General features: G+C 62.4%; 13 protein-coding genes. 8 read left to right on the top strand and 5 right to left on the bottom strand.

Annotated elements, in window-relative coordinates; genetic code table 11:
• The first annotated feature begins 20 nt into the window (after window positions 1-20).
• Window positions 21-260: a DUF1653 domain-containing protein gene (locus B9Z43_RS11790; protein ID WP_108325809.1), complete on the top strand. Its 240-nt coding sequence runs from the start codon at window positions 21-23 to the stop codon at window positions 258-260.
• Here the strand turns inward: B9Z43_RS11790 and purN are convergent.
• Window positions 257-832, bottom strand: a complete 576-nt coding sequence (gene purN / locus B9Z43_RS11785) for a phosphoribosylglycinamide formyltransferase (protein ID WP_108325806.1) — start codon at window positions 830-832, stop codon at window positions 257-259. The two genes, B9Z43_RS11790 and purN, sit on opposite strands and share 4 nt — an antisense overlap.
• Window positions 833-986: 154 nt before the next feature.
• Here purN and B9Z43_RS11780 point away from each other — a divergent pair, with 154 nt between their 5' ends.
• Complete coding sequence (locus B9Z43_RS11780) at window positions 987-2,168, top strand: acyl-CoA dehydrogenase family protein (protein WP_108325804.1); 1,182 nt, start codon at window positions 987-989, stop codon at window positions 2,166-2,168.
• A gap of 10 nt (window positions 2,169-2,178) precedes the next feature.
• Window positions 2,179-3,294, top strand: a complete 1,116-nt coding sequence (locus B9Z43_RS11775) for an acyl-CoA dehydrogenase family protein (protein ID WP_108325802.1) — start codon at window positions 2,179-2,181, stop codon at window positions 3,292-3,294.
• Window positions 3,295-3,339: 45 nt separating this feature from the next.
• On the opposite strand, the gene B9Z43_RS11770 is transcribed toward B9Z43_RS11775, so the two are convergent.
• Window positions 3,340-4,212, bottom strand: a complete 873-nt coding sequence (locus B9Z43_RS11770) for a DNA ligase (RefSeq protein WP_233250109.1) — start codon at window positions 4,210-4,212, stop codon at window positions 3,340-3,342.
• A 102-nt stretch (window positions 4,213-4,314) separates the two neighbouring features.
• The gene (locus tag B9Z43_RS11765; RefSeq protein ID WP_108325797.1) at window positions 4,315-4,872 is read right to left on the bottom strand and encodes an HNH endonuclease; all 558 of its coding nucleotides are present in this window, start codon (window positions 4,870-4,872) and stop codon (window positions 4,315-4,317) included.
• 182 nt (window positions 4,873-5,054) lie between these two features.
• On the opposite strand from B9Z43_RS11765, the gene B9Z43_RS11760 reads away from it, so the two are divergent.
• The 4 genes from B9Z43_RS11760 (at window position 5,055) to B9Z43_RS11745 (ending at window position 10,879) form a co-directional block, all read left to right on the top strand.
• The gene (locus B9Z43_RS11760) at window positions 5,055-6,092 is read left to right on the top strand and encodes a bifunctional riboflavin kinase/FAD synthetase (RefSeq protein ID WP_108326108.1); all 1,038 of its coding nucleotides are present in this window, start codon (window positions 5,055-5,057) and stop codon (window positions 6,090-6,092) included.
• Window positions 6,093-6,224: 132 nt separating this feature from the next.
• Window positions 6,225-9,104 (top strand): isoleucine--tRNA ligase, encoded by a 2,880-nt coding sequence (gene ileS / locus B9Z43_RS11755; protein ID WP_108325795.1) that lies wholly within the window; start codon window positions 6,225-6,227, stop codon window positions 9,102-9,104.
• A 17-nt stretch (window positions 9,105-9,121) separates the two neighbouring features.
• Complete coding sequence (gene lspA / locus B9Z43_RS11750; RefSeq protein WP_108325793.1) at window positions 9,122-9,631, top strand: signal peptidase II; 510 nt, start codon at window positions 9,122-9,124, stop codon at window positions 9,629-9,631.
• A gap of 99 nt (window positions 9,632-9,730) precedes the next feature.
• Window positions 9,731-10,879, top strand: a complete 1,149-nt coding sequence (locus tag B9Z43_RS11745) for an aminotransferase class V-fold PLP-dependent enzyme (RefSeq protein ID WP_108326106.1) — start codon at window positions 9,731-9,733, stop codon at window positions 10,877-10,879.
• Between the two features lie 111 nt (window positions 10,880-10,990).
• Here the strand turns inward: B9Z43_RS11745 and B9Z43_RS11740 are convergent, their stop codons facing one another.
• The gene (locus B9Z43_RS11740) at window positions 10,991-11,974 is read right to left on the bottom strand and encodes a quinone oxidoreductase (RefSeq protein ID WP_108325791.1); all 984 of its coding nucleotides are present in this window, start codon (window positions 11,972-11,974) and stop codon (window positions 10,991-10,993) included.
• 122 nt (window positions 11,975-12,096) lie between these two features.
• Between B9Z43_RS11740 and B9Z43_RS11735 the strand changes: the two genes are divergently transcribed.
• The gene (locus tag B9Z43_RS11735) at window positions 12,097-12,999 is read left to right on the top strand and encodes a DMT family transporter (protein WP_108326104.1); all 903 of its coding nucleotides are present in this window, start codon (window positions 12,097-12,099) and stop codon (window positions 12,997-12,999) included.
• A gap of 133 nt (window positions 13,000-13,132) precedes the next feature.
• Here the strand turns inward: B9Z43_RS11735 and B9Z43_RS11730 are convergent, their stop codons facing one another.
• Window positions 13,133-13,933: an SDR family oxidoreductase gene (locus B9Z43_RS11730; protein ID WP_108325789.1), complete on the bottom strand. Its 801-nt coding sequence runs from the start codon at window positions 13,931-13,933 to the stop codon at window positions 13,133-13,135.
• Window positions 13,934-13,942 lie beyond the last annotated feature (9 nt).

Below are 13,942 nucleotides of genomic sequence, written 5' to 3'. Positions count from 1 at the left end.
TGCACCACCCCAGGAAACACATGTCCGAAGAAACCTTGCCTCCCTTGATCGAAACCCCCAAAGGCCTCTACAAGCACTACAAAGGCGGCATGTACCGCGTGCTGGGCACCGTGCGCCACAGCGAAGACCTGCAGCCCATGACGCTTTACCAGGCGCTGTATGGCGAACAAGGCCTGTGGGTCAGGCCTGCGGCCATGTTTGCCGATGTGGCCGAGTTCAACGGCAAGGTGCAGCCGCGCTTCGAACGCTTGGGCGATTAAGCCAGGAATTTCGCCACAGCACGCGGGTAAATCAGGTGCTCTTGGGTGAGCACACGAGCTGCCAGCACCGCGGCCGTGTCACCCGCCAGCACCGGCACCACCGCTTGATCGAGGATCGGGCCGTGGTCCAGATCTGCCGTCACCTGGTGCACCGTGGCACCGGCAAACTTGCAGCCCGCGTCGATGGCCCGCTGGTGTGTGTTCAGTCCCGGAAAAGCAGGCAACAAAGACGGGTGGATGTTAAGCAAGCGCCCGGCGTAGTGCGCCACGAAACCCGGCGTCAGGATGCGCATGAAGCCGGCCAAGACCAGCAGACTGGGCGCGAACTGGTCAATCTGCGCCATCAAGGCCGCGTCGAATGCTTCACGGCTGGCAAACGCTTTGTGGTCCAGCACAGCGGTGGCAATGCCATGTTCTTGGGCCAAGGCCAGGCCAGGGGCATCGGCCTTGTTGCTGACCACAGCGGCCACCCGGACATGCAGGCGATCCGCCCAACGCTCTTGCTCGGCCGCACGGACGATGGCCGCCATGTTGGAGCCCGAGCCGGAAATCAAAATGACAATGTTTTTCATGTGTGCGCGGATTATCCCTGCACACCCCCTGCAAACCCTTGTTTGTCGCTCCTAAGACAGGAAAGCACGGCTGGCGCGTGATAAAAAGCACGGTCGTTTGATTTTGTTTGCACAGCGCTACAAAGAACACTTACCCCAACGGAGAAATTCCCCCATGGATTTGGCATTCACCCCCGAAGAACTCGCGTTCCGCGACGAGATCCGCACTTGGGTCAAGGCAAACTTGCCCGCCGACATTTCACAAAAAGTGCACAGCGCCATGCGCCTGACGCGTGAGGACATGCAGCGCTGGGCCAAAATTTTGGGCAAAAAAGGCTGGCTGGGCTGGGGCTGGCCCACGCAGTTTGGCGGCCCCGGCTGGACCGCCGTGCAAAAGCATTTGTTCGAAGAAGAATGTGCCTTGGCTGGCGCCCCCCGCGTGGTGCCCTTTGGCCCCGTGATGGTGGCCCCGGTGATCATGGCTTTTGGCAATGCCGAGCAACAACAACGCTTTTTGCCCGGCATCGCCAGCGGCGAGGTCTGGTGGAGCCAGGGTTACAGCGAACCGGGCTCTGGCTCTGACTTGGCGTCCCTCAAAACCCGCGCCGAGCGTGTGGGCGACAAATACATCGTCAACGGCCAAAAAACCTGGACCACTCTGGGTCAATACGGCGAGTGGATCTTCTGCCTGGTGCGCACCAGCACCGAAGGCAAGCCACAAACCGGCATCTCTTTCTTGCTGATCGACATGAAGTCGCCCGGCATCACCGTGCGCCCCATCAAGCTGTTGGATGGCGAATGCGAAGTCAACGAAGTCTGGTTTGACAACGTCGAAGTGCCTGCCGAAAACCTGATCGGTGAAGAAAACAAAGGCTGGAACTACGCCAAGCACCTGCTGGCCCACGAGCGCACCAACATCGCCGACGTGAACCGCGCCAAGCGCGAACTCGAACGCTTAAAGCGCATCGCCAAAGCCGAAGGCGTTTACGACGACATGCGCTTCCGTGACGAAATCGCCAAGCTCGAAGTCGACATCGTGGCCCTGGAAATGCTGGTGCTGCGTGTTTTGTCGGCCGAAAAGTCCGGCAAAAACTCGCTCGACATCGCCGGTCTCCTGAAGATCAAGGGCAGCGAAATCCAGCAACGCTACACCGAGCTGATGATGCAAGCCGCAGGCCCCTTTGCCCTGCCCTTCATCTTCGAAGCCATGGACGCCGGCTGGCAAGGCAACTTCCCTGGTGGTGTGGTAGCCAACGCGCCGCTGGCCGCCAACTACTTCAACATGCGCAAGACCACCATTTACGGCGGCAGCAACGAAGTGCAACGCAACATCGTCGCCCAGACAGTTCTGGGTTAAGGAGACACACATGGATTTCGATTTTTCTGACGACCAAGAACAACTGCGCGATGCGGTGCGCAAATGGGTGGACAAGGGCTATGACTTTGACCGCCGCCGCGCCATCGTGGCTGCGGGTGGCTTTGACCGTGCCGCGTATGGCGAAATGGCCGAGCTGGGCCTGACGGGCCTTTATGTGAGCGAAGAGCACGGCGGTATGGGCATGGGCCCCACCGAAGCCATGGTCACCATGGAAGAACTCGGCCGCGGCATCGTGCTCGAACCCCTCACCCAGACCCTGATCTGCAGCGCCACGCTGCAAACACACGCCCCGGCAGCCCTGCAAGCCGCATGGTTGCCGCGCATGGCGGCAGGCGAAGCCATCGTCGTGCTGGCGCAGCAAGAACGCGGTGCACGTTACCAATTGGGCCGATGCGCCGCCCAGGCCAGCGAGTCGGGCGGCACATGGACCGTGAGCGGCACCAAGAGCGTGGTGGCCGTGGGCGACCAGGCAGATGCCTTTGTCGTACCCGCCACCGTGAATGGCCAAATCGCTTTGTTTTTGGTCGAGCGCAGCGCCAGCGGCGTGAATACCCAGGCTTACATCACCCAAGACGGCTCACGCGCCGCCGAAGTGGTGTTGAACAAGGCCGCCGCCCAGCTCATCACCCTGAACGGCCTGACCGCTTTGGAAGAAGCCGTGGACATCGGCATTGCTTGCACCTGCGCCGAAGCCGTGGGCGTGATGGACCAGACCTTGGCCATCACCGTGGACTACATGAACACCCGCAAGCAGTTCGGTGTGAACATCGCCAGCTTCCAGGCCCTGCGCCACCGCGTGGCCGACATGAAGATGCAGCTGGAGTTGGGCCGCTCGATGAGCTACTACGCCAGCCTGAAGTTGCACGCGCCTGCCGACGAACGCCGCCGCGCCTTGGCCCGTGCCAAGTACCAGCTGGGCGTGTCCATGCGCTTCGTTGGCCAACAAGCGGTGCAATTGCACGGCGGCATTGCCGTCACGGACGAGTACATCGTGAGCCACTACTTCAAGAAATTGACGCAGCTGGACATGACCTTTGGCGACACCTTGCACCAGCTGGGCGAAGTGTCGGCCCGCATGCAGGAGACGGCAGGCGTCTTCGCTTGAAGGTCTGCTGACCCCATCAACAAGGGCGCCGCAAGGCGCCCTTGTTCATTCTGGCTGCCGCACCCGCAAAAAAGAAGCAAATCTCGGCAGGCCTGAGGGCGTGCGGTCACGGTAACGGTAGGTCACCCAAGCCCCCACGGGCGGCGGATCGCGCCGCAGGGCGTCGCTCAGACCCGAACCCAATGCAAAACGCTGGCCTTGCGGCGTCTCCAGCAACAGCGCACCCGTCAAGCCTTCAAAACGTCCTTTACCCGCTTGGTAGCCCAGTACCCGCCCTTCTTCATCGGGCTCTGGCTTGAGCTTGAACAAGGCATCTGTTCGGCCCGATTGCCACACCGCATCGGCACGGTGCAAGACCAGGCCTTCACCGCCTTGGCTCACCACGTCGTGCAAGCGCGCCTGCAGTGCCGCCGCATCCTCCAAGCTGCTGTGTGGCACCGCTTGCAACCACGACAGCTTGGCGGCCGACACGGCTTGCGTGAGCACACCCACACGCTGGGCAAAAGTCTCGGTCAGCCCCATGGCGTCAAACACCAGGTATTTCAGGCTGCGCCATTCGGCATCGTCGGGCACGGTTTTGCGCACAGCACCCGAGACACGGTCAAATTGCCCACGGCCCATCCACAGCTCGCCATCCAGCGGCAAAGGTGGCAAGGCGGCTAAAAACCACGCGGGTGCTGCGATCATGCGGCCGCTGCGAAAACGCAAATGCTTACCGTCCCACACGGCGCGAACGCCATCGAACTTTTCGCTGACCAGAAATCCTTGCGGTGAACGACCGGAAGGCCAGGCCTGCGCGAGTTGAACCGACTCACCAGCGGCCAGTGCAGGCGGCGCCCACCACGCGCCGCCCAGCAAACTGCAGATGACGTTCCGCCGCGAGACGAGCGGCGTGCCCATTTTTTCATGGCTGTGCATGATGAAGTCCCCCCTGATCGCGCTGGTCAGTTCAGTCCGCGCTTTGTTTTTTTCAGGAAGTGATGATGCGGCGCTTTGGCCGCGTCTGCAAGCGCCAGCAGCTCAAACCAGCAAGCGCGAGGTTTTGGGCACATGCGCCATCAAGAACGCCATCTGGTCACTCAAGATGCGGCGGTTGCGCAAGATGAAGTCCTCCCACAGGCTGGGGACATAGGGCGCATAGAGCAAAGGCATATTGGCCTGCTCGGGCGTGCGGCTGCTTTTGCGGTGGTTGCACGAGCGGCAGGCGGTGACCACGTTCATCCAGTGGTCCGGGCCTTTTTGCGCCAAGGGCACGATGTGCTCGCGGGTCAGTTCTGCCTCATGGAAATGCCCACCGCAATAAGCGCAGACATTGCGGTCACGCACAAAGAGTTTGGGGTTGGTCAGGCCCGGGCGCATGTCAAACGGGTTGATGCGCGGCACGCCCTGGGTGCCGATGATGCTGTTCACGGTGATGATGGATTGCTCGCCCGTGATGGCATTGTGGCCACCGCGATACACCGCCACTTGCCGGCCCGCTTCCCAGCGCACCTCGTCGGCGGCGTAGTGGGTGACCGCTTGCTCCAGCGTAATCCACGACTGGGGCAGCCCTTGGGCAGAGAGTTTCAAGACCTTCACACACAACTCCTGACAACAGATGCAAGCACTGAAAAGGATGGGGACTGTCTCGGTCCAGACAAGCCCGGCACGGTGGCGGGCTTGAGCGGATCGGGCTCAGTCACAATATACCCTTTGAATTTCTCAAAACCATGACAAAGGGCAAAAGCCTCAAGTCGTGGACTCCAGGACCCCCAAGCGCCATGAAGGTTTTTCGCGGTTTTCATCACCCAGAGCTGGCCCCCGCCTGCGCCCTGACCATTGGCAATTTCGATGGCGTGCACCGGGGCCACCAGGCCATGCTGGCGCTCTTGCGCAGCGAAGCGGCCCACCGGGGCGTGCCCAGCTGCGTGATGACCTTCGAGCCACACCCCCGCGACTACTTCGCCAAGGCACTCAACAAGCCCGAACTGGCCCCGGCCCGCATCGCCACCTTGCGCGACAAGCTGCAGGAGCTGGAGCGATGTGGCGTGGACCAGGTCGTGGTGCTGCCCTTTGACGCTCGCCTCGCCAGCCAGTCCCCCGAAGACTTCATCCAGCAGGTGCTGGTGCGCGGCCTGGGTGTGCGCTATGTGCTGGTGGGTGACGATTTCCGCTTTGGCGCCAAACGGGCGGGCGACTACGCCATGCTCGACGCTGCAGGCCAGCGCTTGGGCTTTGACGTGGCCCGCATGAACAGCTATGAGGTGCGCGGCCTGCGCGTGTCCAGCTCGGCGGTGCGCGAAGCCTTGGCCAAAGGCGACCTGCCCGCGGTGCAAGCCCTGCTGGGTCGCCCCTACAGCATCAGCGGCCATGTGGTGCACGGGCGCAAGCTCGGGCGCGAACTGGCCGCCACAACCGAAGGCGCGGGCGATGGCTTTCGCACCCTGAATCTGCGCTTTGCGCACTGGAAGCCCGCGGCCAGCGGCATCTTTGTGGTGCAGGTGCACGGCCTGGCCGAGCAGCCCTTGCGCGGGGTGGCCAACCTGGGCATACGCCCCTCCATAGACCCGAACGACGTCAACGGCGGGCGGGTGCTGCTGGAGACCCACGCCTTCGACTGGCCCAAGCATCTGGGGGCCGAGGGGGGCTACGGTAAAATCATCCGCGTGGATCTGCTGCACAAACTACACGACGAGCTCAAATACGACGGTCTGGACGCCCTGACAAAAGGCATCGCCCAAGACTGTGACGACGCGCACGCCTGGTTTGCCTTGCGCCACAGCGAGACCCACCGCCAGACCACCCGCGACCGAATTTGACGCTCCGGCCCTCGTTTGCTGCCTTCGACAGGCTCAGGGCAAACGGAACCACGGCCCAGCCCTCTCCTCTTACTCTCCGAACGGTCCGCCGCTCGGGCTGAGCTTGTCGAAGCCCTCTCGACTTGAAGCACCATGACCGACAAAGACCAGAACCCCGACACCCGCATCAACATGATGGACACCCCGTTCCCGATGCGCGGCGACCTGCCCAAGCGCGAGCCGGGCTGGGTCAAAGACTGGAACGAAGGTGGCCTGTACAAAAAGCTGCGTGCCGCCCGCCAGGGTGCCCCACTGTTCGTGCTGCACGACGGCCCGCCCTACGCCAACGGCAAGCTGCACATCGGCCACGCGCTGAACAAAGTGCTCAAAGACATGATCGTCAAATCCAAGCAGCTGGCTGGCTTTGACGCGCAATACATCCCCGGCTGGGACTGCCACGGCCTGCCGATCGAAAACGCGATTGAAAAACTGCACGGCCGCAACCTGAGCCGCGACGACATGCAGGCCAAAAGCCGCGCCTTTGCCACCGAGCAGATCAACCAACAGCGCGAAGACTTCAAGCGCCTGGGCGTGCTGGGCGACTGGGAGCGCCCTTACCGCACCATGGACTTCGCCAACGAGGCCGGTGAAATCCGCGCCTTCAAGCGCGTGATCGAGCGCGGCTTTGTCTACCGTGGCCTCAAACCCGTGTACTGGTGCTTCGACTGCGGCTCGTCGCTGGCCGAATTTGAGATCGAATACGCCGACAAAAAGAGCGACACGCTGGACGTGGCCTTTGAAGCCAACGACAACGCCGCATTGGCTGCCGCCTTCGGCCTGCCCAAGCTGCCCGGCGAAGGCAGCAAAAAAGCCTTCGCCGTCATCTGGACCACCACCGCCTGGACCATTCCTGCCAACCAGGCCCTGAACGCCCACCCCGAACTGGAATACGCCTTGGTGGACACGCCGCGCGGCGTGCTGCTGCTGGCCGCCAGCCTGGTCGAGAAATGCCTGGAGCGCTACAAACTTGAAGGTTCTGTGATCGCCACCGCTGTGGGTGAGAAACTGCGCGGCTTGGTATTCCGTCACCCGCTGTACGACGCGGTGGCCGAAGGCGAAGGCGGTGAGTACTGCTACCGCCGCACATCGCCCCTGTACCTCGCCGACTACGTGACCGCCACCGACGGCACGGGCATCGTGCACTCGGCCCCCGCTTACGGCGTGGACGACTTCAACTCCTGCGTGGCCCATGGCCTGAAATACGACGACATCCTGAACCCCGTGCAAGGCAATGGCGTGTATGCGCCCGAGCTGCCCTTCTTTGGTGGCCAGCACATCTGGAAAGCCTGCGCCCGCGTGATCGAGGTGCTGGGACAAAGCGACCGCCTGATGTCCACCGTGGAAATCACCCACAGCTACCCGCACTGCTGGCGTCACAAGACCCCCGTGATCTACCGCGCGGCCGCTCAGTGGTTTGTGCGCATGGACGAGGGCGAGGGCGTCTTCACCAAGGACAAGGCCCCCAAGACCCTGCGCCAGCTGGCGCTGGACGCCATCGACCAAACCCAGTTCTACCCCGAGAACGGCAAATCGCGTCTGCGCGACATGATCGCCAACCGCCCCGACTGGTGCATCTCGCGCCAGCGCTCTTGGGGCGTGCCGGTGCCCTTCTTCCTGCACAAGGACAGCGGCGAGCTGCACCCGCGCACCATGGAGATCCTGGACCAAGCCGCTGACATCGTTGAAAAAGGCGGCATCGAGGCCTGGAGCCGCGTCACGGTGGAAGACATCTTGGGTGCGACCGACGCGCCCAGCTACACCAAGAGCACCGACATTCTGGAAGTCTGGTTCGACTCCGGCTCCACCTTCCAGCACGTGCTGCGCGGCAGCCACAAAGACGCATACGGTGTACCGCCCTTCCACGCCGAGGGTTCAGAGGCCGACCTGTACCTCGAAGGCCACGACCAGCACCGCGGCTGGTTCCACAGCTCGCTGCTGCTGGGCTGCGCCCTCTACGACCGTGCCCCTTACCGGGGTCTGCTGACCCACGGCTTTGCCACCGACGGCCAGGGCCGCAAGATGAGCAAATCGTTGGGCAACACCGTCGAGCCGCAAACCATCACCTCCAAAATGGGCGCTGAAATCGTGCGCCTGTGGGTGGCCTCGACCGACTACTCGGGCGACCTCAACATCGACGACAAGATCCTCGCCCGCGTGGTGGATGCCTACCGCCGCATCCGCAACACGCTGCGCTTCTTGCTGGCCAACGTGAGCGACTTTGACCCGGCCACCGACACCGTGCCCGACGACCAGCTGCTGGAGATCGACCGCTTTGCCCTGGCCCGTGCGGCCCAGCTGCAAGCGGACATCCGCGCCCACTTTGACGCGTACGAATTCCACCCGGTGGTCAGCAAGCTGCAGGTGTACTGCTCGGAAGACCTGGGTGCGTTCTATCTGGACGTGCTCAAAGACCGCCTGTACACCACCGCGCCCAAATCGCTGGCCCGCCGCAGCGCACAGACTGCGCTGTACCGCATCACCCACGGCATGCTGCGCTGGATGGCACCGTTCTTGTCCTTCACCGCTGAAGAGGCCTGGAGCAGCTTCGGCAGCTCCGAATCCATCTTCTTGGAGCAATTCAGCGACTTTGGTGCCACCGACGCTGCACTGCTGGCCAAGTGGGGTCGCATCCGCGAGATCCGCGACTTGGTCAACAAGGACATCGAAGTGGTCCGCGCAGCAGGCCAAGTGGGCGCATCCCTGCAAGCCGAAATCACCCTGACGGCACCTGCAGATGACCACGCCCTGCTGTCCAGCCTGGGCGCAGACATCAAGTTTGTGTTCATCACCTCCAAAGTGACGCTGCAAGCAGGCGATGTTTTGGCCGTGCAAGTGGCGGCCAGCCAGGCCGTCAAGTGCGAGCGCTGCTGGCACTACGCAGACGATGTGGGCCATGACGCCGCACACCCCACCATTTGCGGTCGCTGCGTCAGCAACCTGCATGGCGAGGGTGAAACCCGCCAGGTCGCCTGACCCTCAAGGAAGCACGCATGGCCAGCTCGAAAAAATTTGCCAAAGGCGGCGCCCGTCCAAACCTGTGGGTCTGGCTGGGCATGGCGCTTTTGGTGCTGCTGATCGACCAGTTCACCAAGGTCTTGGTGCTGGGCGCTTTCCAGCTTGGCGACAGCACGCCGGTGACCTCGTTTTTCAACCTGGTGCGGGTGCACAACCACGGCGCGGCGTTTTCCTTCCTGGCCGCTGCGGGCGGCTGGCAACGCTGGTTTTTCACCGGCATTGGCGTGGTCGCGGCCCTGTTCATGCTGTGGATGCTGCGCTCGCATGCCGGCCAAACGCTGTTTTGCCTGGCCATCTCGCTCATCCTGGGCGGCGCTGTGGGCAACGTGATCGACCGCCTGCTGCACGGCTACGTGGTCGACTTCCTCGACTTCTTCTGGGGCAGCTGGCACTTCCCCGCCTTCAACGTGGCCGACAGCGCCATCACACTGGGTGCAGGCTTGTTGATCCTCGACGAAATTTTGCGGGTGCGGCGCGGGCGTTGACCGTCAAATGGTCATGGGCTGTGCCTGATGACCATGAGCCCACCTGATCCCCTGAACTCAGGTAAGCTCTTCCCCCTGATTGAAAAAACGGAGACACCCATGCCTGGCTTGTTGCCCCACATCGACCCTGACGGTCTGCTCGAATTTTCGGTGGTCTACACCGACCGCGCCTTGAACCACATGTCCAAGCGCTTTGGCGGCGTGATGACCGACATCTCGCGCATGCTCAAGAACGTTTATGGTGCCCACTCGGTGGCGCTGGTGCCTGGCAGCGGCACCTTTGGCATGGAGTCGGTGGCCCGCCAATTCGCCACGAACCAACACGTCATGGTGATCCGCAACGGCTGGTTCAGCTTCCGCTGGACACAAATCTTTGACATGGGCCAGATCCCCAAGAGCCACAGCGTGCTCAAGGCCCGCCGCATCGCGGCTGGCTCGCAAGCGGCCTGGGCGCCTGCGCCGATTGAAGAAGTCAAAGCCGCCATTGCCGCTGAAAAGCCCGCGCTGGTGTTTGCACCACACGTGGAAACCGCCGCCGGCATGATCTTGCCCGACGATTACCTCAAGGCTGTGGCCGATGCCGTGCACGCTGTGGGCGGTTTGCTGGTGCTGGACTGCATTGCCTCGGGTGCCATGTGGGTCGACATGCAAGCCACCGGCGTGGACTTGCTGATCAGCGCGCCGCAAAAAGGCTGGAGCAGCTCGCCTTGCTGCGCCATGGTCATGATGAGCGAGCGTGCTCGCCAAGCGATTGACGGCACCACCAGCACCACCTTCGCCATGGACCTGAAAAAATGGCTGCAAGTGATGGAAACCTACGAAGGCGGTGGCCACATGTACCACACCACCTTGCCCACCGATGCTTTGCTGCGCCTGCAAGAAGCCATGCTGGAAACCGAAGCCTATGGTTTTGCCAAAGTGCGCGAAGAACAAATGGCGCTGGGCCGCCAGGTTCGCTCATTGCTGTTGGAGCACGGCTTCCCAAGCGTGGCTGCACCCGGCTTTGAAGCACCTGGCGTGGTCGTGAGTTACACCACCGACCCCGAGATCCAAAGCAGCAAAAAGTTCCTGGCCCTGGGCTTGCAAACCGCCGCAGGCGTGCCGCTGCAGTGCGATGAACCGGCCGACTTCCGCACCTTCCGCATGGGGTTGTTCGGCTTGGACAAATGGCACGAGGTTCCCCGCACTCTGCAAATCCTGAGTGATGCGCTGGAGACCATCGCGCCCAAGGCCAAGCTGGCTGCGTGATCTGACGCGCTGAGCGCCCAGAAAAAAACCGCTGCCCTTGAGGGTCAGCGGTTTTTTTCATTCAGCGACGTGTGAATGGGCATTCGGCGCCGAAGCGCCGACGCCCAAGGCTCACAACGTGATGATGGTGCAACCCGTGGTTTTGCGCGCTTCCAAAGCGATGTGCGCGTCCTGGATTTGTGCCAGCGGGAAGGTCTGGTCGATGTGGATCTTGACCTTGCCGCTGGTCACGGCTTCGAACAAATCGTCGGCCATCTCTTGCGTGCTTTCGCGCGTGGTGATGTGGCTGAACAAAGTCTGGCGCGTCACATAGATCGAACCCTTGGGGCCGAGGATGCCCGGTGCAAACGGTGCCACGGCACCGGATGCGTTGCCAAAGCTGGCCATCAGGCCAAACGGGGCCAGGCAGTCGAGCGACTTGTCCCAGGTGTCTTTGCCCACCGAGTCGTACACCACTTTGACGCCCTTGCCGCCGGTGATCTCTTTGACCTTGGCCTGGAAGTCATCGGTCGAGTAGTTGATGCAGAACTCCGCGCCATTGGCCAAGGCCAGCGCGCATTTGGCATCACTGCCTGCGGTGCCAATCAGGCGCAAGCCCAGGGCCTTGGCCCACTGGCTGGCGATCAGGCCCACGCCACCGGCTGCGGCATGGAACAGCACAAAGTCACCGGCTTTGAGGCCGCCCTGGGGCAGCGTGCGCTTGAGCAAATATTGCGCTGTCAGGCCCTTGAGCATCATGGCCGCACCGGTCTCGAACGAGATCGCATCGGGCAGCTTGCACACGCACTTGGCGGGCATCACGCGCACTTCGCAGTAGCTGCCGGGCGGCTGGCTGGCATACGCTGCGCGGTCGCCCACCTTGAGGTGTGACACGCCCTCACCAACAGCTTCGACCACGCCCGAGGCTTCCATGCCCAGCTTGAGCGGCATGGGCAAGGTGTACAGGCCACTGCGCTGGTACACGTCAATGAAGTTCAGACCAATGGCCTTGTGGCGGATGCGGATCTCACCGGGGCCGGGTTCGCCGACGGTCACATCGACCAATTTCATGACTTCGGGACCACCGTTCTGGTCGATCTGAACTGCAAGGCTCATGGCATTCTCCTGAAAGGGTAAAAACAAACGATGCGTGACTGTGCCACGAATTGCATGCCCGACAAGCGCACATGGACAGCTTGGCGACAACGGGAAAACCCGAATACCGATACAGTCGCCGCATGTCTCAAAAACTCTCTCCCGTCACGGCCTTGCTGTTGACTGTGCCGCCACTGCTTTGGGCGGGCAATGCCGTCGTGGGGCGCATGGTGAATACCTTGGTGCCCCCCATCACGCTGAATTTCTTGCGCTGGGCTGTGGCCTTCGTGATCTTGCTGCCTTTGGCCGCTTGGGTTTTGCGCTCGGGCAGCGGCTTGTGGGCGCATTGGCGGCGCTTTGCGCTGCTCAGCCTCTTGGGCGTGGGCTGCTACAACGCCTTGCAATACCTGGCCTTGCAAACATCGACACCACTGAACGTGACCCTGGTGGCCGCCAGCGGGCCCGTGTGGATGCTGGCCATCGGCGCATTGTTTTTTCAGGCGCCTGTGCGTCGTGCGCAAATCCAAGGCGCCGTGTTGTCCATTCTGGGTGTGCTGGTGGTGCTGTCACGGGGCGATTGGGCTCAGCTGATGGCCGTGCGACTGGTGGTGGGCGACTTGTTCATCTTGCTGGCCACCGCCTGTTGGTCTTGGTACAGCTGGCTGCTCAGCCGCAAAGACGAGCCCGAAGCCATCCGACAGAACTGGGCCGCCTTCTTGCTGGCGCAAGTGGTTTTTGGACTGGGGTGGTCCGGTTTGTTTGCTGGCATGGAGTGGGGCTTGACCGATGCCCACATCACCTGGGGCTGGCCTTTGGTGAGCGCCCTCGCCTTTGTGGCCGTGGGCCCTGCGGTGCTGGCCTACCGCTGCTGGGGGCTGGGCATCCAGCAAGCCGGTCCTGCTGTGGCCGGTTTCTTTGCCAACCTCACGCCCTTGTTTGCAGCCATCTTTTCGGCCGCCTTTTTGGGCGAGTTACCGCACCTTTACCACGCACTGGCGTTTGCACTGATCATTGGCGGAATCTGGGTGTCGTCAAGGCAGCGCTGAAACCCGCGGTGCCATGTCATCCCCGGCAAAGACCCAGGGGCCGAATGCGACATATCACCCCGGGCGAAGACCCGGGGCCGAATGCCTGATGTCACCCCGGGCGAAGACCCGGGGTCCATCTCAATCTACCGGCTTAGAAACTGCCCGGGTACGCGCCCCCATCGGCCAACACGTTCTGGCCCGTCATGTAAGCCGCATGCTGGCTGCACAAGAAGGCACAAATCGCACCGAACTCCTGAGGGTTGCCATAGCGCCCGGCGGGAATCTGCGCTTGCTGGATGGCGCGCATTTCTTCCACGGTTTTGCCCTGCTTTTGCGCCATCGCAGGCAGCGTGGCGCGGATGCGATCGGTGTCGAATTTGCCGGGCAACAGGTTGTTGATGGTCACGCCCTGGCCTGCAATCTTGCTGCGCGAGGCGCCTGCCACAAAGCCCGTGAGGCCGCTGCGTGCACCGTTGGACAAGCCCAGCACATCGATGGGCGCCTTCACAGCGCTGGAGGTGATGTTGACGATGCGGCCAAAGCCGCGTGCGGCCATGCCGTCCACCGTGGCTTTGATCAGTTCAATCGGGGTGAGCATGTTGCCGTCGATGGCCTTGATCCAGGCGTCGCGGTCCCAGTCGCGGAAGTCGCCAGGGGGTGGGCCGCCTGCGTTGGTGACCACGATGTCGTAGTCCTTGCCGGGGCCACCGGCCACGTTCCAGATGGCTTCGCGGCCCGCTGGGGTGGTGATGTCTTGTGCCACCGCGATCAATTTCACCTTGCCGCCTGTTTCGGCACGCAAGTCGTCGACGGCCTTGTCCAGCACCTCAGCGCCCCGCGCCACCATGACCACGTTCACGCCTTCGAGCGCCAAGGCGCGTGCGCAACCCCAGCCCAAGCCTTTGCTCGCGCCACCCACCAAAGCCCATTTGCCTGCAATGCCCAGATCCATTTTGTTCTC

Origin of the sequence: Limnohabitans sp. MMS-10A-192 (assembly GCF_003063335.1) — a bacterium.
Classification (GTDB): Bacteria; Pseudomonadota; Gammaproteobacteria; order Burkholderiales; family Burkholderiaceae_C; genus Limnohabitans_A.
The sequence above is the reverse complement of the archived record's forward strand: the minus strand, read 5'-3'. Positions and strand labels throughout refer to the sequence as shown.

Excerpts from the sequence above, each read along its gene's own strand:
- B9Z43_RS11790 (WP_108325809.1), top strand. The coding sequence starts at position 21 with ATGTCCGAAGAAACCTTGCCTCCCTTGATCGAAACCCCCAAAGGCCTC.
- purN (WP_108325806.1), bottom strand. The coding sequence starts at position 832 with ATGAAAAACATTGTCATTTTGATTTCCGGCTCGGGCTCCAACATGGCG.
- B9Z43_RS11780 (WP_108325804.1), top strand. The coding sequence starts at position 987 with ATGGATTTGGCATTCACCCCCGAAGAACTCGCGTTCCGCGACGAGATC.
- B9Z43_RS11775 (WP_108325802.1), top strand. The coding sequence starts at position 2,179 with ATGGATTTCGATTTTTCTGACGACCAAGAACAACTGCGCGATGCGGTG.
- B9Z43_RS11770 (WP_233250109.1), bottom strand. The coding sequence starts at position 4,212 with ATGCACAGCCATGAAAAAATGGGCACGCCGCTCGTCTCGCGGCGGAAC.
- B9Z43_RS11760 (WP_108326108.1), top strand. The coding sequence starts at position 5,055 with ATGAAGGTTTTTCGCGGTTTTCATCACCCAGAGCTGGCCCCCGCCTGC.
- ileS (WP_108325795.1), top strand. The coding sequence starts at position 6,225 with ATGACCGACAAAGACCAGAACCCCGACACCCGCATCAACATGATGGAC.
- lspA (WP_108325793.1), top strand. The coding sequence starts at position 9,122 with ATGGCCAGCTCGAAAAAATTTGCCAAAGGCGGCGCCCGTCCAAACCTG.
- B9Z43_RS11745 (WP_108326106.1), top strand. The coding sequence starts at position 9,731 with ATGCCTGGCTTGTTGCCCCACATCGACCCTGACGGTCTGCTCGAATTT.
- B9Z43_RS11740 (WP_108325791.1), bottom strand. The coding sequence starts at position 11,974 with ATGAGCCTTGCAGTTCAGATCGACCAGAACGGTGGTCCCGAAGTCATG.
- B9Z43_RS11735 (WP_108326104.1), top strand. The coding sequence starts at position 12,097 with ATGTCTCAAAAACTCTCTCCCGTCACGGCCTTGCTGTTGACTGTGCCG.
- B9Z43_RS11730 (WP_108325789.1), bottom strand. The coding sequence starts at position 13,933 with ATGGATCTGGGCATTGCAGGCAAATGGGCTTTGGTGGGTGGCGCGAGC.